General features: G+C 43.3%; 21 protein-coding genes and 1 pseudogene. 17 read left to right on the forward strand and 5 right to left on the reverse strand.

The genetic code is table 11. The annotated features are described in order from the left end of the window. Positions 1-21: 21 nt before the first annotated feature. Positions 22-2,016 (forward strand): ArnT family glycosyltransferase, encoded by a 1,995-nt coding sequence (locus V7K30_RS29980; RefSeq protein WP_335005626.1) that lies wholly within the window; start codon positions 22-24, stop codon positions 2,014-2,016. 140 nt (positions 2,017-2,156) lie between these two features. Here the strand turns inward: V7K30_RS29980 and V7K30_RS29985 are convergent, their stop codons facing one another. Next, entirely contained in the window at positions 2,157-5,504 is a 3,348-nt protein-coding gene (locus V7K30_RS29985) for an ATP-binding protein (protein ID WP_442941121.1), read from the reverse strand. Positions 5,505-6,061: 557 nt separating this feature from the next. Here V7K30_RS29985 and V7K30_RS29990 point away from each other — a divergent pair. From V7K30_RS29990 to V7K30_RS30020, 7 genes are all read left to right on the forward strand, one after another. Continuing rightward, on the forward strand, positions 6,062-6,643 hold the full coding sequence (locus tag V7K30_RS29990; RefSeq protein ID WP_335005628.1) for a KaiA family protein: 582 nt from the start codon (positions 6,062-6,064) through the stop codon (positions 6,641-6,643). Positions 6,644-6,747: 104 nt separating this feature from the next. Next, positions 6,748-7,062, forward strand: coding sequence for a circadian clock protein KaiB (gene kaiB / locus V7K30_RS29995; RefSeq protein ID WP_099099291.1), 315 nt, complete (start codon positions 6,748-6,750; stop codon positions 7,060-7,062). 77 nt (positions 7,063-7,139) lie between these two features. Continuing rightward, a complete protein-coding gene (kaiC, locus tag V7K30_RS30000; RefSeq protein ID WP_335005630.1) occupies positions 7,140-8,702 on the forward strand; it encodes a circadian clock protein KaiC in 1,563 nt (520 codons plus the stop codon). A 103-nt stretch (positions 8,703-8,805) separates the two neighbouring features. Continuing rightward, complete coding sequence (locus V7K30_RS30005; RefSeq protein WP_335005631.1) at positions 8,806-11,046, forward strand: TolC family protein; 2,241 nt, start codon at positions 8,806-8,808, stop codon at positions 11,044-11,046. Positions 11,047-11,453: 407 nt separating this feature from the next. Then, positions 11,454-12,611: a C1 family peptidase gene (locus V7K30_RS30010; RefSeq protein ID WP_335005632.1), complete on the forward strand. Its 1,158-nt coding sequence runs from the start codon at positions 11,454-11,456 to the stop codon at positions 12,609-12,611. 205 nt (positions 12,612-12,816) lie between these two features. Beyond that, on the forward strand, positions 12,817-13,194 hold the full coding sequence (locus V7K30_RS30015; RefSeq protein ID WP_335005634.1) for a hypothetical protein: 378 nt from the start codon (positions 12,817-12,819) through the stop codon (positions 13,192-13,194). Positions 13,195-13,441: 247 nt separating this feature from the next. Further along, positions 13,442-13,951: a hypothetical protein gene (locus V7K30_RS30020; RefSeq protein WP_335005636.1), complete on the forward strand. Its 510-nt coding sequence runs from the start codon at positions 13,442-13,444 to the stop codon at positions 13,949-13,951. A 167-nt stretch (positions 13,952-14,118) separates the two neighbouring features. On the opposite strand, the gene V7K30_RS30025 is transcribed toward V7K30_RS30020, so the two are convergent. Further along, entirely contained in the window at positions 14,119-14,613 is a 495-nt protein-coding gene (locus V7K30_RS30025; protein ID WP_335005638.1) for a hypothetical protein, read from the reverse strand. Between the two features lie 668 nt (positions 14,614-15,281). On the opposite strand from V7K30_RS30025, the gene V7K30_RS30030 reads away from it, so the two are divergent. Then, positions 15,282-15,482: a hypothetical protein gene (locus V7K30_RS30030; RefSeq protein ID WP_335005640.1), complete on the forward strand. Its 201-nt coding sequence runs from the start codon at positions 15,282-15,284 to the stop codon at positions 15,480-15,482. Between the two features lie 37 nt (positions 15,483-15,519). Beyond that, positions 15,520-16,299: a photosystem II S4 domain protein gene (locus V7K30_RS30035; RefSeq protein WP_335005641.1), complete on the forward strand. Its 780-nt coding sequence runs from the start codon at positions 15,520-15,522 to the stop codon at positions 16,297-16,299. Here V7K30_RS30035 and V7K30_RS30040 read toward each other — a convergent pair. From V7K30_RS30040 to V7K30_RS30050, 3 genes and pseudogenes are all read right to left on the reverse strand, one after another. Next, positions 16,282-16,482: pseudogene (locus tag V7K30_RS30040) on the reverse strand (hypothetical protein); the annotation flags it as partial. The gene V7K30_RS30035 and the pseudogene V7K30_RS30040 sit on opposite strands and share 18 nt — an antisense overlap. 251 nt (positions 16,483-16,733) lie before the next feature. After that, positions 16,734-17,303, reverse strand: a complete 570-nt coding sequence (gene dcd / locus V7K30_RS30045; RefSeq protein ID WP_335005700.1) for a dCTP deaminase — start codon at positions 17,301-17,303, stop codon at positions 16,734-16,736. Between the two features lie 92 nt (positions 17,304-17,395). Continuing rightward, positions 17,396-17,932, reverse strand: coding sequence for a P-loop NTPase family protein (locus V7K30_RS30050; protein WP_335005643.1), 537 nt, complete (start codon positions 17,930-17,932; stop codon positions 17,396-17,398). 332 nt (positions 17,933-18,264) lie between these two features. Between V7K30_RS30050 and V7K30_RS30055 the strand changes: the two genes are divergently transcribed. From V7K30_RS30055 to V7K30_RS30085, 7 genes are all read left to right on the forward strand, one after another. Then, a complete protein-coding gene (locus tag V7K30_RS30055; protein WP_335005645.1) occupies positions 18,265-18,888 on the forward strand; it encodes an adenylate kinase family protein in 624 nt (207 codons plus the stop codon). Positions 18,889-19,066: 178 nt separating this feature from the next. Next, on the forward strand, positions 19,067-19,810 hold the full coding sequence (rph, locus tag V7K30_RS30060) for a ribonuclease PH (RefSeq protein ID WP_335005647.1): 744 nt from the start codon (positions 19,067-19,069) through the stop codon (positions 19,808-19,810). Positions 19,811-20,083: 273 nt separating this feature from the next. Beyond that, positions 20,084-20,806, forward strand: coding sequence for a 6-phosphogluconolactonase (gene pgl, locus V7K30_RS30065; RefSeq protein ID WP_335005649.1), 723 nt, complete (start codon positions 20,084-20,086; stop codon positions 20,804-20,806). 235 nt (positions 20,807-21,041) lie between these two features. Continuing rightward, positions 21,042-21,917: an FHA domain-containing protein gene (locus V7K30_RS30070; protein WP_335005651.1), complete on the forward strand. Its 876-nt coding sequence runs from the start codon at positions 21,042-21,044 to the stop codon at positions 21,915-21,917. Positions 21,918-21,993: 76 nt separating this feature from the next. Further along, complete coding sequence (locus V7K30_RS30075; protein WP_335005653.1) at positions 21,994-22,149, forward strand: hypothetical protein; 156 nt, start codon at positions 21,994-21,996, stop codon at positions 22,147-22,149. 26 nt (positions 22,150-22,175) lie between these two features. Further along, positions 22,176-22,919, forward strand: coding sequence for a M50 family metallopeptidase (locus V7K30_RS30080; protein WP_335005654.1), 744 nt, complete (start codon positions 22,176-22,178; stop codon positions 22,917-22,919). A gap of 9 nt (positions 22,920-22,928) precedes the next feature. Beyond that, entirely contained in the window at positions 22,929-23,177 is a 249-nt protein-coding gene (locus V7K30_RS30085; protein ID WP_335005656.1) for a hypothetical protein, read from the forward strand. Positions 23,178-23,188 lie beyond the last annotated feature (11 nt).

Consider the following 23,188-nt stretch of genomic DNA (forward strand, 5'->3'; position numbering starts at 1 on the left):
GTGATTGTTGACTATTGACTAATGAGCATGAAATTGAGTGTTAAGCACACTGTTGATCAGTGGTTCAACAAAATAGCAAAGAATCCAGCCCTTGGTGTAACTGTATCGATTTTGTGGTTGATATTGATTGGCTGGATAGCTTTTGGGTGGAATTTGGGCAACACTGGCTTAGTTGATGAGACAGAACCGCTATTTGCCGAAGCTTCCCGCCAGATGTTCGTCACAGGTGATTGGATTACCCCATTTTTCAATGGTGACACTCGTTTCGATAAACCTGCTTTAATTTACTGGTGTCAGGCGATCGCTTATGCAATTTTTGGGGTGAATGAGTGGGCAGTACGCCTTCCTTCTGCGATCGCTGCCTTAGGCTTAATTTCTTTAGCTTTTTATACCATACAGTGGTACACGGCTAAACAAGACGAATTAGAACAAGTTTCACGTCCGACTCGCCGCTACTTAATATCTTTTATCGCAGCGGCGCTCATGGCACTCAATCCCGAAACTATTATTTGGGCGAGAACGGGTGTCTCTGATATGCTGCTCACCGGATGTATGGCATCAGCTTTGTTATGTTTCTTTTTAGGGTACGCAGGGAAGGAAGGGAGCAGGGAGATCTTAGCAGGGGAAGCAGGGGGAGCAGGGGAAGCAGGGGAAGCAGGGGAGCAGGGGAGCAGGGGAGCAGAATTAATAACCAATACCCAATCCCCCATGCCCCATGCCCTATTCTTAAATAAGTGGTACTTAGCTTCTTATGTGCTGATTGCTGGCGCAATTTTGACTAAAGGCCCAGTGGGAATTGTTTTGCCTGGGATAATTGTTGGGGCCTTTTTGCTTTATGTGGGAAAGTTTCGAGAAGTATTGCGGGAAATGCGCCTTCTCGTGGGTATATTGATAATTATAGGTTTATCAGTGCCCTGGTATGCTTTAGTAATTTGGCGCAATGGCTGGAATTACATTAACTCCTTTTTTGGTTATCACAACCTGGAACGCTTTACAGAAGTAGTTAATGGTCACTCAGCACCTTGGTATTTTTACTTTTTAATCGTGCTGCTGGGTTTTGCGCCATACTCAGTGTATTTACCAGTCTCTATAGTAAGACTAAAGTTTTGGCAGCGATCGCACTGGCGATCCCTTGAACGTTTTCAGCAGTTTGGTTTATTCGCCTGGTTCTGGTTTGCTAGCATCTTTGCCTTTTTCACCATTGCTGTCACCAAACTCCCTAGTTACGTCTTGCCTTTAATGCCAGCAGCCGCAATCCTGGTAGCCCTGTTGTGGAGCGATCTTTTACCAAACATGGAGACAGGGGAACGCAAGGACACGGAAAATCAAGAGGGCATGGGGACATGGGAACACAGCAACACTAGTTCATCCCGTCTTCCCCTCTTACTCGTCTGGAGTGGTTGGGTGAATGTAGTGTTTTTATCATTTTTGGCAACAGCACTGTTTAACATAACCCACATATTAGGTACTGATCCAGCTATAAGTAACTTCCACGAACTAATTCAACAATCTGGTTTACCAGTAATAGCCGGCGTAATTTGGCTGGTTTGTGCGGTTTTGGTTGCGGGTTTTTTATTGAGTCGCCGTTGGAACTACATTACCAGTATTAATTTATTAGGGTTTGTGGCGTTTGTAATTTTTGTCTTAATGCCTGCTTCCTTCTTTATTGATCGAGAACGTCAATTACCCTTAAGAGAGTTGTCAGCAGTCATCCTAGAAACAAAACAACCAGATGAAGAATTGATCATGCTTGGCTTCAAAAAGCCTAGTGTGGTATTTTACAGCCACATCCACGTAAATTATTTAGGATTTCCCCAAGAAGCTGTAGAGCATATTAAAAACCAGGCTGCCAAAGGATTGAAACCTCCCTCAGTGCTGCTGTTGGCTGAACAGAAAAAGTTTTTACAAATGGACTTACAGCCAGATGATTACAAGAGTTTATCGACCAAGGGTGCTTATAACTTGGTTCGAGTTCCTTTTAAGAAAAAGAAAAATGAAAAAATAGATATATCATAATTGGGCATGGGGCATTGGGCATGGGGCATTGGGCATGGGGCATTGGGCATTGAGGAAAGAATTCTTATAACTCCTAACTCCTAACTCCTAACTCCTAACTCCTAACTCCTAACTCCCCACTCCCCACTCCCCACTCCCAATTAACATTTGCCATTGTAACCATTGACAGCTAAAGCTTGATTGATCTGGTTTAAGAGGTCTTCCATTGATATCGATCGCGGTAATATTTGAGTAGCGATCGCACTAACAACAGTTTCTATCGATTCCAAACCATTCTTCTTCTGCTTGTCAATCTCCTTGTAAGCTACCCCAGGCTGAAAAGCGGTTTTTGGGCGATTTAATCGCTGATTAAGTACCAAAATTGGTGGTAATTTGTCAGGTGAATCTCCCAATGTCTTCAGTGCTTTTAGCAGGTCTTTGTGGATAGCTGATTCTCCTAAACAAATTAGCAGTAAGTCAACGCTTTGGTGGCGAATTTGTTGTAACACTTCTGCCCAACAGGGACTTATCGCCGCTTTGAAGCCTGCTGTTTGTAGGTACTGAATTAAAGCTTGGAACCACTCAGACCCCCGTTCAACAGTTTCACTACTAATTGAGCAATTTTTTTCTGTCTGATAACCCTTAACTTGCTTGCGTCTTACCTGTGGAAAATCACGCAGCATTGTTAAATCCACTACCAAGATGTTAGGAGGACAGCAAATACCAGAAGCAATTTGCAGTACTGATAGTAAGGCATCTGTTTTCTCGGTACGACTGCTGTTGTCTTTAGCAAATGGTGTTAAGTAAGGAAATACAGATAGCTCTGGTATCTTAGAAGCTATTAGGGTGGTTGCAACATCGCAAGTAACCAGTGGTATAGCCGCCAAACGTGGGTGCCCAATTAGTTGTTGCAGATAAATTTGGGCAGTGGTACTTTCGACATCTAGCAAAATCACATCAAACTGCCATACTCGCGCCAAAAGTTCTGCCTGATCTAGGTCATCTACTTCAATCACCCGGTGTTCTCGAAGTGAAGAGTGAGGATTGACCGATTCCAACTGGGGATTCACCAACCTGAGAATTCGCAGTGGAGTCTTAGTTGGGATAATTGCGCTTTTGTCTAACCCTAGCTGCAAAACTGCTTGTGCGGTACATAATTTTTCTAGAACTGGTGCTAAAACCTGATGCTCTACTGGCAAACTTAAGAAACCATCGGCTCGGTTAGCAAATGCTTGCTCCTTTTCCGCTCCTGTCGCTGTCACAATTACAGATATATGACGGGTTGCGGTATCAGATTTCAGTAAAGTCAGCACATCCCAGCCTGATAGCAGGGGTAGCAACGGATTCAAAAATATCGCTATTGGTTGCAAGCGCCGAGCTTTTTCGACTGCTTCTGTGCCCGATCGCGCAATCACTACCCGATATCCTAAACCTTTGAGTTGTTCGGTCAAGTCTTCAATATATCGGGCTACTGCCTCGACTACCAAGACCAACCGTTGCGAACTCGCGGGATAATGCTGTGTGGCCGTATTAACATGCTGACGAACTGCTACGGGGTTTTCCCGTGTCTGTTGGTATCGCGTCTTTTCGTCTTCTCTGATTTCCATCTCTGGTTCAGAAAAGCTTGTTTTCGGAGGGCTGGGCGGCAGAAGTAGTGTAAACTGGCTACCTTTTCCTTCACGAGATAAGAAGCTGACATCTCCTCCGTGGAGACGAGCCAAGGCGCGAGTTAATACCAGCCCCAAACCAGTGCCTTCAAATTGGCGGGTGAGGGGATTTTCCAGTTGTTGAAATTTTTGAAAGATTAAGTGTTGCTGGTGTTCAGGAATGCCAATGCCTGTATCCCAAACCGTAAAAGCAATCCATCCTTCCCAACGACTTACCCGCAGCCCAATTTCGCCAGATATTTCGGTGAATTTAAAGGCGTTGGAAAGTAGGTGTACTAGCATCTGGCGTAAGCGCAATTCATCTGCCACCATCTGATCTAAGCCTAGTTCAATGGAGAGGCAGAATTGGGGGGCAGATAAACGGGCATTTTGAGTTGATGAAGCAGATGTCGTTTTGGTAGTTTGAGTGTGGATGGCTTTGGCCTCCGATAGGGCGCGATCGCACACAGCCCGAATTTTCACCGGAGTCAGCGTCAAATCCATTTGTCCCGTCTCCATCCGGGTCAAATCCAAAATGTCATTAACCACACTCATCAGGTGGCGTCCACTTTGATGAATCAGTCCTGCATAACGGGCTTGACGCTCGTTGAGTTCTCCCAACTGCTGATCCACAAGCAAGCGCGATAATCCTAAAACGGCAGTTAGGGGAGTTTTGAGTTCATGACTAATACAAGCTAAAAATTCATCTTTCAACCGATTTAGTTGAATTAAATCGGCATTTTTTGCTGCCAATTCCTTGCAAAGCTGTTGCTGTTCAGTCACATCAGTAGCTAAAACCAACCACAAATCATTGCTGAGTGTAACCTCCTCTTCAGCACTCATGACTTTAAACTCAGGACTATCTAAGGGAATTTTGGCAAACTGCCAGATTTGCTCCTGACCATTTTCCACTTGGACAACGCAGGTACAAGTACCCACCTGACTATCCAAATAGCACCGACTGTATACAGCCTCTGGTGATGCTTCTTGCTGAGTCGGTTCTTGTTCACCACCATCCTCATCCTCCCTACCATTGGGATGAACCTTGATTGCTCGTTGGGTGACATATTCTGGATTTTCGGAGGGTTTAGGGACAAGTATCGCCTCCACTTGTTGCCTAACTCCTTCTGGATCTTTCAAGCCTCCTAATTGCTGCCACCAAGCCGGATTTCGTGCTATTACCTTACCAGTAGCCGTTTGCAACATCAAAGGCCAAGGCAGTCTTTCCAGCAAGTGTACTAGTGGCTGGTGTCCCAATGATTTGGGTTCATTTGCTGTCTGCACACCAGCATCATACTCATGGCGATGCTCACCTGAGCTTTGTAACCCAGCCATCCGTTCCTTAGCCAGCGATCGCAACAGGCGTGAACTATCCAGCAGCCCCAAATATTGACCATCAGAGTCAATCAACGCCCAATCTAAGTTCTGGTGTTTTTCGGCTTGGGGATAACACAAGCGCAAGCTTAATTGCTCTACACGCTCAGAAGCTGATATTGTCTGTATTGGCTCAATTAGACCTTGACCCCAGCTAGAAAGTGATTGGTGTAAATTTAGATTTTTATCGTCACTATGTGCTAATAATTTTGGGATTAAACGGGCAGAATACAGCAATCCGATGGGGCATTGCTGTTGATTCACTACTACCAAGCGATCGCACTGCTCTTGCTCAAAAATCTCCAACACCACTGCCAGAGAACTTGTTTGAGGGCAGCTAGGTACGGTTGCCTGAAAGTCATAAAGCGGGTAATGTAGCATTAACATAGGGCTTTGGGGATCATTCTTCCTGTGGAAACTTCCGGCATCTCCATCTGCCAACTGTTGATGGTCTTTTCGCCTGAAGCCATATCCTCTAAGAAGACTCATATAAGCAACTCTGGTTATTTCAACGCTATTAAAACAACGGGATTTCTCCTAACGGACACTTCCTTGCAAACGAGTGCATTTTTCCAAGAGGCGACGTTTCTCATTTCTAGCAACTAGCTTCCCCAGTGTCTTACTGGTATTTAAACTCCTCATCGATAGCGACGGCTAAAACAATTATGGCCCCAAAGAATCGCTTTAGAACCTTGAGGAATTATAATGATTTAGAATGCGACAATCCTTTAAGTTCGTTTAAGTATCTTATCAAGGAGCAAAATAAAAAAATTTATCTATCTATTTGTATAGATATGCAAATAATAAATTAGCTACTGTGTCTTGCTATGCCAACAGATACTTCATCATCAAAGACTTACTAAGTCCTAGCACTCAGTTGCTGCACTAGTTTGTTGAGTGACTAGTACTATCTGCTAATACAGAGCGTTATTTGGGGGTGGAATCACCAGTTTACTGCACACCCACTATTACCCTAGAAGCGTTTGCCAAACTTATCAGCCCACGTTTCTTGGTCAGGGCGATGAAAGAGATAGATTCAAGAATAGATGTTATTACCGATATTGATTCTGCAACCTGATGTTAACAAATGTTTAGATAATCCAGTTGACTTAGCCAAGCAAAAAGGTTTGAGCACATGGGTATGGAAATTGATTGACGCGATTATTGCCCAATTTTGCTACCTACCTATTGCTGCAACTACCTCTGGAAAAATCAACTACTTACCAAATTGGCCGCAACAAAATCCAAGTAAGGCATACATTGGCAAATACATCTATGTATTTGCGAGTCAGATGCAAAAAAGCCAACAGCATTTCCAGGAGATGACTCCCACAGAAAGACAAGGATTATTAAGACACCTTAAATTAGATTACAGCCTGATTCTTATAAATTATTTTACCACAGACAAAACACTCAAAGAAAAAATTGATAAATTTATCAATACTATATTTTATGCTAATATTCCTGTGCCCCAAATTATCGAAATTCATATGGCAGTAATTGAAGACTTTTCTAACCAGCTAAAATTAGAAGGAAGAAGCAATGAAACGTTACTTGATTACCGCCTAACGTTGATAGATATCCTGGCTCATCTGTGCGAAGTATATAGGAGTTCGATCTCTAAATAAATTAAATTTATCGATGTTAAAGTTGGTAGAAGCTACTGCTATTAGTGACTCCCAATGTGCAAGCAAATATTGTGTTTATATGCTCACGACTAGCCATTAAGTATATGAATAAAGCCAGAAAAACCTACGTTCTCAAGCTTTACGTAGCAGGGAACACCCCTAATTCAGTCCGAGCATTAAAAACACTCAAAGATATTTTAGAACAGGAGTTTGAAGGTGTTTATGCTTTAAAAGTGATCGATGTCCTAAAAAGCCCGCAACTGGCGGAAGAAGATAAAATATTGGCGACGCCAACATTATCTAAAATCTTGCCTCCACCTGTTCGCAAAATTATTGGGGATCTTTCAGATAGAGAAAGAGTACTGATTGGATTAGACTTGCTCTATGAAGAACTGAGTGAAGAAGATTTTGAAGAGTAAAATTTTAATTATAAAAAAATTGAGTACAAAGTTTTAGTAATAAAAAACCAAGTTTCATCCTAATTTGTTATCAAGCAATGAGTGAAAACGAGCAAGTAAAATCAAAGCAACCACCGATAATTGAGGGTATAGAAAAAATTCGGACGATGATCGAAGGATTTGACGATATTAGTCACGGTGGTTTCCCAATTGGTAGAACTACCTTGATTAGTGGCACATCCGGCACAGGCAAAACTTTATTCTCTCTTCAGTTTCTCTATAATGGTATCACCTACTTTGACGAAGCAGGAGTATTTGTTACCTTTGAAGAATCACCCAGTGATATTATTAAAAATGCCCATATTTTTGGTTGGAACTTACCACGCCTAATCGAAGAAGGCAAGTTGTTTATTCTTGATGCATCTCCCGATCCTGAAGGTCAAGACATCATTGGGAATTTTGACCTTTCTGCACTCATTGAGCGCTTGCAATATGCCATCCGCAAATACAAAGCTAAACGAGTTTCAATCGACTCAATAACAGCAGTATTTCAGCAGTATGAAGCGATGGGAGTAGTGCGACGCGAGATTTTTCGTTTGGTAGCACGTCTCAAACTACTGAATGTCACCACTGTAATTACCACTGAACGTGGTGAAGAATATGGGCCAGTTGCCTCTTTCGGAGTAGAAGAATTTGTTTCCGATAATGTAGTAATTGTTCGCAACGTTTTAGAAGGAGAACGCCGCCGTCGCACAATTGAAATCCTGAAGTTGCGCGGTACAACTCACATGAAAGGCGAGTATCCCTTCACGATTACTAATGAAGGAGTTAACATCTTCCCACTGGCAGCAATGCGCTTAACTCAACGGTCTTCTAATGTCAGAGTATCTTCTGGTGTCAAAACCTTAGATGAAATGTGCGGAGGTGGTTTCTTTAAAGATTCAATTATTTTGGTAACAGGAGCCACAGGTACTGGCAAAACCCTGTTAGTTAGTAAGTTTATTCAAGATGGCTGCCTGAATGGAGAACAGGCAATATTATTTGCTTATGAAGAATCACGCGCCCAACTGTCTCGTAATGCTTCCTCTTGGGGAATTGATTTTGAAGAATTAGAAGATCAAGGTTTACTGAAAATCATCTGTACCTATCCTGAATCAACTGGTTTAGAAGACCACTTACAAATTATTAAATCAGAAATTGCTGTCTTCAAACCAGCTCGCATCGCCATTGATTCTCTATCAGCACTAGCTAGAGGAGTGAGCAACAATGCATTTCGGCAGTTTGTAATTGGTGTGACGGGTTATGCTAAACAAGAAGAAATTACTGGTTTCTTTACCAACACAACTGACCAATTTCTGGGGGCGCATTCCATTACTGACTCTCATATTTCCACGATTACCGATACAATTCTGATGTTACAGTACGTAGAAATTCGCGGAGAAATGTCGCGGGCAATTAACGTGTTTAAAATGAGAGGATCTTGGCATGATAAGGGCATTCGTGAGTATAATATCACTGCTGATGGTCCCGATATTAAAGATTCTTTCCGAAACTACGAACGGATTATCAGCGGTGCTCCTACTCGCGTTAGTATCGATGAAAAGGCGGAACTTTCTCGCATTGTTAGACGTTTTGAAGACAAACAGAGTTCCGAACCCTAAATTTAGTATCGTAGTATATTCTTTCCTAAGTTTAGTATCGTGCTATATTCTGTGGTGAAGAAAGGTTTTCTGCCGCTAGATTGATTTTCGTGTGAGGGATGCGGTGAAAGGACAGCAATTATTTTATAGCTTCTTACCTGGTGTAACGGCAGCGGTCTTAACAACTCAGCCTGCTTGGGCTGGTACTGCGAAACTAACTGGGGTACAGCCGGCGTCTTCTCCTAGTGTTTTGACTTCTACTTATGGTCAAAACTTGGTTGTGGACACCATGAATACCAAACTGCCTAACAGTGCAGATGTTAGTGTTCCAACTTTAGTACCTGCTTTTGGTTTTACTCAACTTAGTGTGAAGCCTTTAAGTAATAAGAGTATTCCAGTGTTTACGGCTGGAAATACTGGTGTGCTAATAAAACAACTACTTAAGAAAGATAAAGGTAGATTTTTCAGTTTGACACCTAGCTCTAATCCTTCCCAACAGCTTGATGTCAGCCGTTCTGCTCAAAATAACCAAAAACAGAGTAATTCAAACGCCTATTGGCAGAAATTAAAGCGGATAGTAGTTCCCAACTACACTTCAAAATCCCCTTCTGTCCAAAAAGAAATTTTGTCCCTGTCTTCTGCACAGCAGCCAGTGGTTCAAAAGATAAATACTGTTACTCAGTTGCAAAGATTTTTACAAACTTCAGCCACAAGTGGAGGAGCAGCAAAACTGTTGTCAGCGCAGACGTGTCCACAGGAGTTGGGAAAAAGCAAAACTGACTCCTTGGCTGATTTGCTACTGACCTCAAGCACCTGCTCACAACAAAATGCTATTGGCCTGGTGGCTCAGAGTAATACCCCGATTCCGACAGATTCGACGCCAACTCCCACTGTACCAGGAACCGTAACTCCTGTACCAGGGGGTTCTGTGCAACCTTTCACTGTGCCGGGAACCGTAACTCCTGTACCAGGGGGTTCTGTGCAACCTACCACTGTGCCGAGAACCGTAACTCCTGCGCCTTCAGGTCCGGTGCAAATTCCAGAAAACCTGATTCCTAGCTCAAATCCCTTGCAATTTCCCACCAAAACGGAGGAAGTGAGACTTCAGGCAAATCAGCCGATTACTTTGGCACAGGCTCTGGAGTTAGCACGGCGTAACAATCACGATCTACAGGTGTCCTTATTGGAGCTAGAACGCAATAAAGCGGCTCTACGCGAGGCGCAAGCGGCTTTATTGCCCACTCTGGGAATTAACACTGGTCTTACTCGTGGTCAGTCTTCTAGTAGTCAGCTTCAGGACGAATTAAGCGCGCGAAATGGGTTTCCCTCTAACCAAGATAAACCCAATACATCTTTTACTGGCCAAGCACAACTTTCATATAACCTTTATAGTTCTGGGAGAGTGCAAGCTACCGTCAGAGCGGCTGAAGAGCAGGTACGTTTCTATGAGTTGGCTGTAGAAACTCAGTTTGAGACAATTCGTCTGAATGTTGCCACTGACTACTACAATCTGCAACAAGCTGATGAACAAGTCCGTATTACCCAGTCAGCTGTGCTGAACTCCGAAGCTAGTTTGCGTGATGCGGAAGCTTTAGAGCGAGCTGGGGTTGGTACTCGCTTCGATGTGCTACGCTCTCAGGTGAATTTAGCAAATGCCCAACAAGATTTGACTAATGCTAGATCCCAGCAAGCAATTGCCCGTCGTCAATTAGCAACTCGGATAAATTTGCCGCAGGCGATAAATATCAGTGCCGCTGACCCTGTACAGTTAGCTGGTCTTTGGAACCCAACGTTGGAACAAAGTATTGTGCTGGCTTATCAAAATCGTCCAGAACTGCAACAGCAGCTAGCACAACGCAATACCAGTGAGCAACAGCGTCGGCAGGCCCTTGCGGAACTGGGTCCTCAAGTTAATTTGGTCGCCAGCTACGACCTGCTAGATCAGTTTAATGATAATGTCAGCGTTACTGATGGTTATTCATTCGGAGTTCAGGCAACCCTAAATTTGTATGATGGAGGAGCAGCAAGAGCAAGGGCAGATCAGTCAAAAGCTAATATTGCGATCGCAGAAACTCAATTTGCTGAACAACGCAACCAAATTCGCTTTCAGGTAGAACAAGCCTATTCTACCCAGCAATCTAATTTGGAGAATGTTCAAACCGCTAATACCGCTTTAGAACAAGCTAGAGAAGCTCTACGTTTAGCCCGTTTGCGATTCCAAGCTGGTGTAGGCACTCAAACGGATGTGATTAACTCTGAAAACGACCTCACACAAGCTGAAGGTAATCGAGTCACAGCAATTTTGAATTACAACCGCGCTTTAGCTCAGTTACAACGGTCTGTTACCCTTAGAGCACTACGCTAGTTAGCCGAAACTCAACCGTCAATACTTTTGACTGCTGTTGTGTTTTTTAATACACTTTGCATCTATCCTCAGGGCATCACATAGTCCAGTAGTATTTTTTATTAAAAGCTCCAAGAAGCCTCATTTTTCAGTGTAATTACTGAAAAATGAGGCTCTTTTGGTAATAAAAGCTATATTGAAACCAGTCTTGGCGCTAATTGTATAAATTGAAAACAGTTCCGTGGGCTAACAAGTAGAGAAGTTGCATTGCAACGTCTCTACTTGTTAGGTCATTGGTGGTGCAAATGATCTTATCTAAACCGTATTGGGATAAAAGCAGCTTATCTTCAGGTAAAGTCTCGCCCCCGGAAACTGTCTGAGTCAACATAGCGCTTCTACTGTGTGTGGTTCTAAGAGAGATTATTATTATGTCAATTTCCGATGTGCTTCGTACAGTCTCATTCTTCCACGATTCCAGCGGCAAACAGTTAAAAGTCGGCGGTTATCGACCAGATCCTATTGATTCAAGAGATAAAAAATACAGTGTTGGACGTTATCAACCACAACAGTTACCGCCAATGGTCGATTTACGTCCCCACATGACAAAAGTGGAACAGCAGGGAGAATTGAACAGTTGTACAGCTAACGCGATGGCGGGAGCTTACGAGTATCTGGCGATGCGTCAATTTGGCTCGGCAGAGTATGTGAGTCGCTTGTTTATTTATTACAATGCCAGATTGTCTGATGGAACCGTTGAGCAGGACGAAGGAACTTATTTACGCACCTGTATTAAGGTACTGCGAAAATACGGTGCTTGTATAGAGAAAACTTGGCCTTATAGTCAAAATAGGGTATTTGAAAAACCCCACGAACAAGCTTATGAGGAAGCAGAAAGCTTCTTGATCGATGACGCTGAACGAATTGACTTGGATTTGTACGCAATGCGCCACTGTTTAGCGGAAGGTTATCCCTTTGCCTTTGGTTTGCAGCTGTTCAGTTCCTTTGAGCAAGTTAAAGATAGTGGACGAGTACCGATACCAAATTCAAGCAACGAGAAACTTTGTGGCGGACACGCAATGCTGTGCGTGGGATATTCTGATCAAGACCGCATGTTTTTGGTTCGTAACTCTTGGGGGCCAAATTGGGGAGACAAAGGCTACTGTTATATTCCCTACGATTACATTACCAATTCTGAGTTAAACGGTGATTGCTGGACTATTAAAAGTGTAACCGACCTCGACTTAAGTCAGGATGTCTGGTGCGATGAAGGCTCTTTCTTTGATATGGTTCTCTCTCAGGCTATTAGTCAACTAGGGTTTGCACAGGACGAAGATGAAGATGAATCCGAGGACGAGGATGAAGATGAATCCGAGGACGGGGATGAAGATGAATCTGAGGACGAGGATGAAGATGAATCTGAGGACGGGGATGAAGATGAATCTGAGGACGGGGATGAAGATGAATCTGAGGACGAGGATGAAGATGAATCTGAGGACGGGGATGAAGATGAATCTGAGGACGGGGATGAAGATGAATCTGAGGACGGGGATGAAGATGAATCTGAGGACGAGGATGAAAATGAATAGGAGGCAATACGCTTGGGTTAAGGCTAAAACTCCTTCTCAAAGTCAATTTTTTTAATTTCCACTCCTATATCTAAAGAAGAATACTGAAGGCAGCTAAAGCCACTACCGACTTATCCATTCGTCTAAATCCATTGGCTCTGCGTCTAGTTTTTGGGTCAAAATTGGACTAACATAACTGAGTGTTCGCTCGCCTTGTCAAAGACTCATGACTAAAGTAACATCTCAAGAAATTGCACAGTTTCGCTCTCAATTGGCAGATGATCCCAGCGATATGGAAGCGCTGGATTTGATTGAAGACTGTGATGGAGATTTAGAAGATGCGGCGATGACGCTAGCTATCCGGGCAGGACAACAGCCTGAAAGAGCAAATTCCGAGTGGTTAGATGCTTTAGCTAGAAAATGGCGTGTGGTCATTTGCGAACAAGAATATCGGGAAGATTTGCTTAATACTTCACTTCAGAAGATGATGGAACATCTAAAAACAACGCCGACGTTTCCGAAGATTTTGGCAACGCCAGTTTTGATATATGTTCTCAAACAAGGCGTGAGCAATTTTTGTGAGCCACTAGATTCGCTAAAGTGACCAGCCCATGTACACTTAACTTGTGCGATCGCGGTTTGCAGTTGAGTTCAATACAGACCTAACCCCCAACCCCTTCCCTATTAGCGTTGGGGAGTAAGAATCAAAGCCTCTCCAAATTCCAAACTCCTGTACAGAGGCGATTAATCGCGTCTCTACTCCTGACTCCTACCCAATGCAAGATTGATTCGACCAGGACTGATACGCTGTTAATTAAGGCAAAACTTCTATTAGACAAATTGTAAAATCAATGAATTATCTTGTTGCCGTATTACCAGACCGCATTCAAGCCGAAGCTGCTTACTTAGCTTTAGAAAAAGATGGCATAAACAGTACTATTTTGGGGAGGGGGTATAAAACGGCTGACGAGTTTGGCTTAATTGACCCCAAAGACCAAGCCAAAAAGCAAGCACAACTGATGGCAACCTGGCTGATACCATTTGGCTTTTTTGCAGGTTTTACATTCAGCCTGATCACTGGTTTAGATACTTTTGCCTGGGCGGGTGAAGTTGGTAATCACATCGTTGGCGGACTGCTGGGTGCTGCTAGTGGTGCTATGGGTGGTGTAGTTGTCGGTGGTGGAGTCGGTTTACTCGTAGGTAGTGGTGATGCTTTACCTTATCGCAACCGCTTAGATGCGGGTAAATACTTAATTGCTGTTCAAGGCTCTGAAACTCTCACTCGCCAAGCAACCCGAATATTACGTCAGTTTGATCCAGAAAATATCCAAGGTTATGCTGACACAAATACCGTGTATTGAATGAATCATAGTTTACACATTAGGAGACAGCGACTTGAGTTGCTTCCCTGTTCTTTGGAAGTGGCGCAAGCGGTGATTACAAGAAATAAATTACAACAGTTTAACTTCTGGCGGCTCCACATTCTCCACTATTGGATTTTCTTCTTGATTATCTGACATACTCTCATTCACACAGCACTCTGAGTAGATGGCGACTTTAATGGTACTTCATCAGTCTCGGCACTAAAAGCATCTGCCAGTTCAGGACTAGCGATCGCTACGGCGCTTTCATGCCATTCATGGATGATCGCGTCAATTATCTCCCATGCTGTAGTTGAGGAATCTATCAACCGAAAACCTTCACTCAACTCCTTGATAAAGTCTTGCAGATCATCTTCTTCAAACACACTCAGCCATCCATAAGGATGTTCAAAACCGATTTCCTTTCCCAGTAACAAAGAGAAGGCGACAGTTAATGCCTCAAAAATAGCTTTACTCTGTGTTGCTGCCTTTACGAGAAAAGTCACTTCCTCCCGGCGCAACAAAGCAAAAGACTGATCATTGCGAGTAATTGTCACTGGACGTTCTAAAGCTTTGTCCAGAACTCGCCCAGGCTGACGATTCAACTCAGTGGCTGTAATTAACTCATCTGAGTAAATATTGCCGAAAGTCCCGATAGACATAGGTTATGCGTTTTTAGTCAACGCCGATTTCATAAAATTATTAGTCCCTACGTATAATTGTACGTACTATTCATCAGGGGTCAATAGGGATTAAAACTCTGGGTGCTGGAACTTCTTCCAGAAAAGCCTGAGAGATTTTTAGACTAGAGAAAATGCCGTGTCATAGTTCCACAGAAGTAAGCAAGAACTAAGCGGGGAGTTGTTCTCACTTCTTAAAGTGCCTTATTTATAAAGGTTTTAGACAGGTAGTACTGCTCACGTTTTTTGCTCCCATCGGGGTTGCCCCTGGTGACAGACTCGCTATATCGGTAAAATTTTTAAAAGTAACTTTCAATTTAAAAGCCGCCCAAAATCCAAAATAGTTTAATGTAACATAAATACTTTTGAAAAGATTAAAGAGGAAATAGAAAATTTAGAAAAGATAGCTTAGAAATTAATATAATTACATCAGAGCTTCTCTTGTTTTTTAAAATTGCACCACCAGCATTAGCCTTTAACTTTAAGGCTTATTGTAATATTTCAATAACATTATCTCTATCCTTTAAAACCCTGGCAATAAGTTTCTGTTGCTTCACACCGCGCATACCGGGGAACATTAGCCCTGGTTTGGGTTGATATTCCTTCAGGATTGCTGCAAGTCCTGGTGAGATGTCTACAATTCGGATTTTATGCTTATCTTTGGTGGTAGACTTGCGAAAAGCGATCGCACCAGATTTGATATCAGTCGTCTGGAAGTCGTCAGGAGTGCCAACGCTTCAGTAACACGACAACCACTGAACAGGCAAATCCCAAATAGAGCGCGATCGCGTGGGCTAAGTAATGCCTCCGTGAATAATCGCTTTAGAAAGTTAGAATCAAGACAGTTATAGAGCTTAATTCTCAATTCATAACTTATAATTTTTAAGAATGTTGCCACGAGAAGAACTTTTAAAAGGTGTTGAAAATCGAGATAGTGTAGCTCGTGTAATCGATCAAGCCGATCAAGCCATCAAAACTTGGGAAGTGGTTTTGACAGATTTTCTATCTCCCCCAGAATTGGCGGAAATTCAACGGGTGTTTAACCGATTAACAGAAGTGCAATTGGCGGCGTGGGGTGGATATCCGCAAGCTGAACGCCAAAGAATAGCGATCGCTCGTTCAGAACTTCCTTTAGATCAATCTCAAGTCAGCCTTGTCGCCGTGGAAATTGCTGGTAATTTCCTGTTTGATACCGCCTCTCACCGCGACTTTTTAGGCGCAATGTTGGGAACGGGAATTGTTCGGGAAAAGACGGGAGATATTATTGTCTTGGGAGAACGAGGGGCGCAGGCGATTGTCACACCAGAGTTGGTGGAATTTTTGGAAATGAGTCTTAAACAGGTGCGATCGGTTCCTGTGAAAACTCAGCGGATTGAGGTAACTGAATTAAAGGTTCGGGAACCAAAGAAAAAAGAATTAACTACTGTGGAGGCTTCTTTGCGATTAGATGCGATCGCATCTGCTGGTTTTGGCATGTCTCGCAGCAAAATGGTTGATTTCATTGATGCTGGTGATGTCCGCGTCAATTGGAAGGAAGTTACCCAAGCTAGTTCTCAAGTTAAATCAGGCGACTTAATTGCTATTCGCTCTAAAGGACGTTTAGAAATTGGGGAAATCGCCGTTACAAAAAAAGACCGTTACCGAGTTCAATTAACAAGATATATTTGACACACTCCCACGCCCTGAAGGGCTGGGGATTCTGGGAGCAAAGATTAATCCATTCAGATAAGCGCAACGATGAGCAATAACTTGAGGAACATTCTCAATTTTCCATTGCGCGCCGGAGATTTTAGTTCGACAATCAATCTGTTTAACAGTAGATTCAATCGCACCAGAGCCAATAGAACAAATAGCGATCACTGTGATTATCCTTTCAGCATCTTACATTGAACTTATCTTTATTGGAAGAATAAAAACTGGGATGCTCCCTATCAAAAGTAAACGACACCAAACCTTCTTCTTAGCATCGATGGTTTGGAGTTGATGCCGCTAATTTCGCAAATTTCTAACTTAGAGCAACTAAAAGAGATTTTACGCAGCATTGTTGTAGCAAATACAATTGAAGACTTACGGGATGCTTTATAATCAACTTGCGATCGCAACTAAACTTTAGCCAGAGTTACAATCTCTAGCTGATCTTGATACTTACCCTGTCTTGCTTCATAACTGATAGCGCATGGTTCGCCTTCTAAAAATAGCAATTGTACTACGCCTTCATTGGCGTAGATGCGACAGTCAGCACTAGAAGAATTAGAAAACTCTAAAGTTAAATGGCCCCGCCATGCAGCCTCAGCAGGCGTTAAGTTTGCTATTATGCCACAACGTGCATACGTAGATTTTCCAATACAAATCACAGTAATATTCTCAGGAACCTCTAGTTTTTCTAGAGCAACCCCAAGTCCATAGGAATGAGCAGGTAAAATAAAATAATTGCCATTGGTATCTGTGTGCAGTGCTGTTGGCTCCAAATTTTGGGGATTAAAGTTTTTCGGATCAACTACAGTTCCGGGAATGTGGCGAAAAATGCGGAACTCAGCCGGGGAAAGGCGTATATCGTAGCCATAAGAAGACAAACCGTAGCTAATTACAGGTTGAACCGCTACAGACTCATCTTTTTGTACTTTTCGGATTAAACTTGGCTCAAAGGGCGAAATCAAACCCTGTTGAGCCATTTCAGTAATCCAAATATCGTTCTTAATCACAAGTTCGCTACTAACGTTAATTTAAACAGACTTGATATATTAGCACGAACTGAGTATTTTCTTTAAGGTCGATAACTCCGACGGATTTCTGTAATTTGATCTGCCACATCCAAAAGAGATTTCGGCATCTCTGGCCCTGTGAGAATGATATCGACATGGGGAGGACGTTTTGCCAGAAAGGCTAAAACTTCGGTTTCAGGAATTAAACCAAAGTTAATCGCTAAACTCAACTCATCTAAGACAACCAGAGAATACTTACTCTCACACACTACCTGTTGTGTATACTGCCACAGCTTTTGTAAAGCTTGGTTTTCCGTATCGTCTAAATGTGGTGTATCGATACAACGAGGCAAATCACAGCGAATCCAATCTAAATTTTGTCCTAGTTGTATGGGTCTTTCCTGTCCTTGACGAATACCTCCTTTGAGAAACTGCACTATTAATACTGGCGTTCCTTGTCCAGCTATTCTCAGTGATTGAGCCATAACACTCGTAAAAAAGTTGCGATGGGAGCTAGTGAAAACTTGCACTAGTCCTTCAACTGGATATGGTAAGGTAAGGGGTGAATTTATACTTGGAGTTTCTAGCTGGGCAACCATAGGGTAAAGTTCAAAAAGTTACAATAAATTAAAGATTTGTGCTGGCAGTACTTATTACAAATTTGCCTGTATAATCAATCTGTTTTTCACAGGCGTGGTGGATTTGGCAAATTGCATTCTTAGTCAAACACTACATTTGTGCTGAAGTCAAGAGTTATTTTTGTTTTTTCTCTGAAAGCAGTTGTAAAAACGAAAACACATAAGTTAGAGTTCCAATTATTTAAAAAAGCTAGGTATAACGGCTGAAAATCGCTAAATGTTAGATTTGGCGGTTGTTTGGGCAAAACAGACTTAGCAAGTAGTGAATTTGACAGGATGAGGAGTTAATTGTTGTGAGATTGGTGATTCTGGGAGGTTCAGGATCGGGTAAAAGCACTCAAGCACAAAGGCTTTGCAGATACTTTGATATTCCCCTGATTTCTACAGGTGAGATTTTACGGGAAGCAATATCTGGCGATCAGCCCCTGCCGGAATTTCGATGGTCGGAAGCCGATCCTCGAACTTCTCTTTCGGTTTACGCTAGCCTGAGTGAACTAGGCTACCATGCACGCCCCTACATGCAAAAAGGGGAGTTAGTTCCAGACGAAATGATCATTGAATTGATCCGAATCCGCCTTACACAACCAGATATTAATTGCGATTGGGTCTTAGAAGGCTATCCCCGTACTGCCTTCCAAGCTGAAGAATTAGATTTTTTATTGGATAATTTAGAGCAAAAGCTAGATTGGGCGATTTATCTCCAAGTCCCGGAAGCAGTCATGGTTAGCCGATCCTTGGGGCGATCGCTACCAGATGATCAACCGGAAATCGTGCAACGCCGTGTAGAATTATTCTATGATCGCACCATTCCCATCCTAGAATATTACGACCGTTGTCGCCGCCTATTGACCATCAACGGCGACCAGTCACCAGATATGGTGCTGCAAAATATTTTGACTCTGCTTTCAGTTCCTTAGATGAGTCGGGAGTGGGGGGAGCAAGAATTTTAGATTTTAGATTTTGGATTTTAGATTGAAATTTAATCCCAAATTTAAAATCCAAAATCCAAAATTGAATTGCCCAATGCCCCCAAAATAATGATTTGCAACACTAAGGTAACCTTAAGGCAGTATTGTAAAACTTGAGGCAACTCTAATGGCTTGGCAGCGTCCTGACGGTCGGATTCCCTACGAACTACGTCCGATCAGCTTTTACCCTAGTTTCACCCGCTTTGCCCCCGGTTCTGTTCTCGCAAGATGCGGTGATACTCAAGTACTTTGTACTGTTAGCGTTAATAAGGGGGTTCCGAAGTTTCTCGAAGGAAGTGGTAAAGGCTGGTTAACTGCTGAGTACCGGATGCTACCATCTGCTACGCACAAACGGCAAGAAAGGGAATTATTGAAATTATCTGGACGGACGCAAGAAATTCAACGTTTAATTGGCCGTAGCTTACGCGCAGCAGTGGATTTTGAGGCACTGGGAGAACGCACGCTAACTGTGGATGCCGATGTGTTGCAAGCAGACGCTGGAACTCGGACAACAGCGATTACAGGCTCGTTTGTAGCGTTGGCTCATGCGATTTCTAAATTGTTGCAGGAGGGCGTGTTGGAGCGATCGCCTCTGTGTGGACAGGTAGCAGCAGTTTCCGTAGGATTACTGGAGGGAGAGCCATTTTTGGATCTGAATTATATCGAAGATGTAGCTGCAACAGTAGATTTTAATGTGGTGATGAATCAACACTTGGGAATCATTGAAGTCCAGGGAACAGCCGAAGAAGGCAGCTTTAGGCGCACTCAGTTGAATCAACTACTAGATGTCGCCCAAAAAGGAATTCAGGAATTGTTAATCGCCCAACGCGACGCGATCGCAGACTGGGAAACGCTGTTTGTGATTAATTAGTTTTATTAATTTTTAATAAGAATTAATAAATGTATCCTCTATAGCGTTAATCAACCAAGTATCAAGTAACTGGGTGTAAATAAAAATAATCATCAGAATAGTTAGTAGTTAGTATGACTGACTACTGACAACTTACCGTTGAAGGTGATAATGAGCGTCTGTGTTTTTCCAGCCTACCTAATCCACGATGTTAAATGTTTCAAAAGTTAAAAAGGGGGATTGTAATAAGTTCGGTATTGTATTGCTGGAAGCCAGCAATATGATGATGAAGCCATGAACAAAACCGTTGAAGTTCTACCGGATCAGCCAGCGCTGGTTGCACGAGCGCTAGAATTAATTTTGTCCAAGTTAGAAACTGCCATTGAGCAGCGGGGGCGGTTTACCATCGCTTTATCTGGCGGTAGTACACCTAAACCGTTATACGAAGCCATCGCTAATCAAAAACTGCCTTGGGATAAAATTCATATATTCTGGGGGGATGAGCGTTACGTACCACCAGATCATCCCGATAGCAATGAACTGATGACACGTCGGGCGTGGCTAGATCACGTTGATATCCCAGCAGGTAATATTCACCCCGTACCAACTTTAGAAGCCAATCCAGAACAGGCTGCCGCTAAGTATGAACAACAGATCAAAGAATTTTTCAATTCTTCTGGGGTCGAGTTTCCCTCGTTAGATGTAGTATTACTAGGAATGGGTGATGATGCACATACCGCATCTTTGTTTCCCCACACAGAGGCTCTCAAAGTACGCGATCGCCTAGTTACCGTGGGTAACAAAGACGGAAACCCCCGGATAAGTTTCACATACCCCTTCATCAACTCTGCTCGTAGCGTGATTTTTCTGGTTGCTGGTGCTAATAAACGACCAGCTTTGGCGCAAGTCTTTGCACCTGTAGCCGATGACTTCACTTACCCATCCCGCTTAATTCAGCCCCAAGGAGAACTTTGGTGGCTGCTGGATGCGGCAGCAGGTTTAGAACTCCAACATTGAACAATGGGGCAAACAGGGCAATTCAATTTTGGATTTTGGATTTTAAATTTGGGATTAAATTTCAATCTAAAATCCAAAATCTAAAATCTAAAATTCTTGCTCCCCCTGCTCCTTTCTCCGTGTCCAAAATTCATCGTTTGATCAGCAGTAATTGCTAGAATTTAAAGCTAGGGCCGCCCTCTGCTTGCCAGTCCTACCTATATTTATGATGATCTTGAACAAAGGCTAAATATCGATGATCGTCTGCCCTAATTGCAATCATCCCAACCCTGACGGCGCTGTCCAGTGTGAAGCTTGCTATACACCCTTACCCGCGACTACTAACTGTCCCAGTTGTGGGGCAACTGTGCAGGCAGATGCTGCATTCTGTGGTCAGTGTGGCTATAACCTACACTCCGCAGGAGTTCCACACGTTCATACTGCGGTAGCTGCGACAGTTACTCCCGATATTCCTGTGGAAGTACCGGCGTTAGTTCCACCCGATCCACTGTTAGAACTTTTAGAACCAGATGCCTTGGGAATTAGCGGTTCTACTAACTCCCATCCCTCTAGCTCATCTTTACCACCAACTGCGATCGCAGTTCCCTCAGCAGCGCCACAAGTACCTGTTACAGAAAACAGCGCCCCAGAACCAGCGCCAGCCGTCGCAGCTCAACCCGTAGTCTCTGGACAAAGTATTCCTACTCCACCACCTTTGGAACCAGCGCCAGCCTCTGAAGCCGAACTACCCCCGCCAGCAGCACCAGCACCAACTGCAACTGCTTCTAGAACGCAATTACAGCAGGTTACAGCGCGGTTAATCCACGTTCAAAGCGATCAGTTAATTGAATTGCCGCAAAATCTCTCTGTGATTCATATCGGCAAGCTCAATGACCGGATTCCCCCAGATATAGATGTTTCCGGATTTCCCAATTCAGAAATTGTCTCGCGGATTCATGCAGATATTCGCGTCGAGGGAGATGCTCATTATGTAGAGGATGTGGGTAGTTCTAATGGCACCTACATTAATAATTTGCCGCTTTTACCGGGGAATCGCCACCGCTTGCGACCGGGCGATCGCATCAGCTTGGGTAAAGGAGACTTAATGACATTCCTCTTTCAACTTGCTTAACTGATTCTCGATTAATTGTGATATCAGTCTAGGCATTTTCTGCCCATCCTCCGACATCCTTTTGGAGGAGAAACAAATGAACCGCATCAGACAAGCGACGGATAACTATGTTGTTTTTGATCGCGCCATAGTTTACAGCCGTCGCTTTGATGTGCGAATTGTTGCATTGCCCAGCAACCCCACTACCTTAATAATTACACTAGGATGGATGAAAATACACTCCAGCAGTTAGGGTAATTACCTTCAGGAAAGTGACCGATGAGGGAACCAAGCAAAAATTTTGAAACCTTGCTCACCAAAGAAGCCCCGCTAGTTGTTGAACGTATGGGGCTAACCTGGCTAATTGCAGCAGCGATCGCAACTGCTTTACTGTGGCAAGTACCAGGAGGTGATTATATCTTATATCCGTTTACAATTCTGGCAACCTGGTTTCATGAAATGGGTCACGGCTTAATGGCACTCCTGTTAGGGGGACAGTTTCAGAAATTGCAGATTTTTAGCAATGGTTCCGGTGTCGCAACTTATGGCATCCGGTCGTCATTGGGGCCATTTGTCCCGGCAATGGTGGCAGCAGCAGGGCCAATGGGGCCGCCTCTTGCCGGTGCAGCTTTGATTCTAGCTTCCCGCAGTTTTAAAGCAGCAAACCTCTGTTTGAAAATTTTAGGGAGTTTTTTGCTGTTTTCCACATTAATTTGGGTCCGTTCCTGGTTTGGATTGGTGGCAATTCCCTTGTTGGGTTTAATAATCTTGGGTATCGCCCTGAAAGCGCCTCGCTGGGCACAAGGGTTTGTCATTCAATTTCTGGGTGTACAAGCTTGTGTAAGTACGTACCATCAACTCGATTATCTATTTAGTAGCTCTGCTGGCCCCCTTGGAATTTCTGATACAGCGCAAATGCAGCGGTATTTGCTTTTACCTTACTGGTTTTGGGGTGGGTTGATGGCGATCGCATCTCTGGTGATTTTAGTCCAAAGTCTCCGCGTTGCCTATCGTTCAGAATGAATATTATAGATGAGCGATCGCCCTCTTGCAGTCACGAATTCAACCCTCAGTACCTTGATTGCTGAATTAGGTACAGAATGCCTGAAAGTACAAGCCTTAGTTAACCAGTTACAGTTAACTAGTTTAACTGCTAACCAACAAGCTGAAATTCTCGCAGAACTCCTAGCTGCTGCGATTCATCTGCATAATCATTGTGACGAAGATTTTCAGACGCTAATTACTGAGGAAATGGAGAATTTGCCCGATGATCAGGATTGACTGGTGATTTT

The sequence above is a fragment of the Nostoc sp. genome (genome assembly GCF_036917655.1).
Taxonomy (GTDB): Bacteria; Cyanobacteriota; Cyanobacteriia; order Cyanobacteriales; family Nostocaceae; genus Nostoc.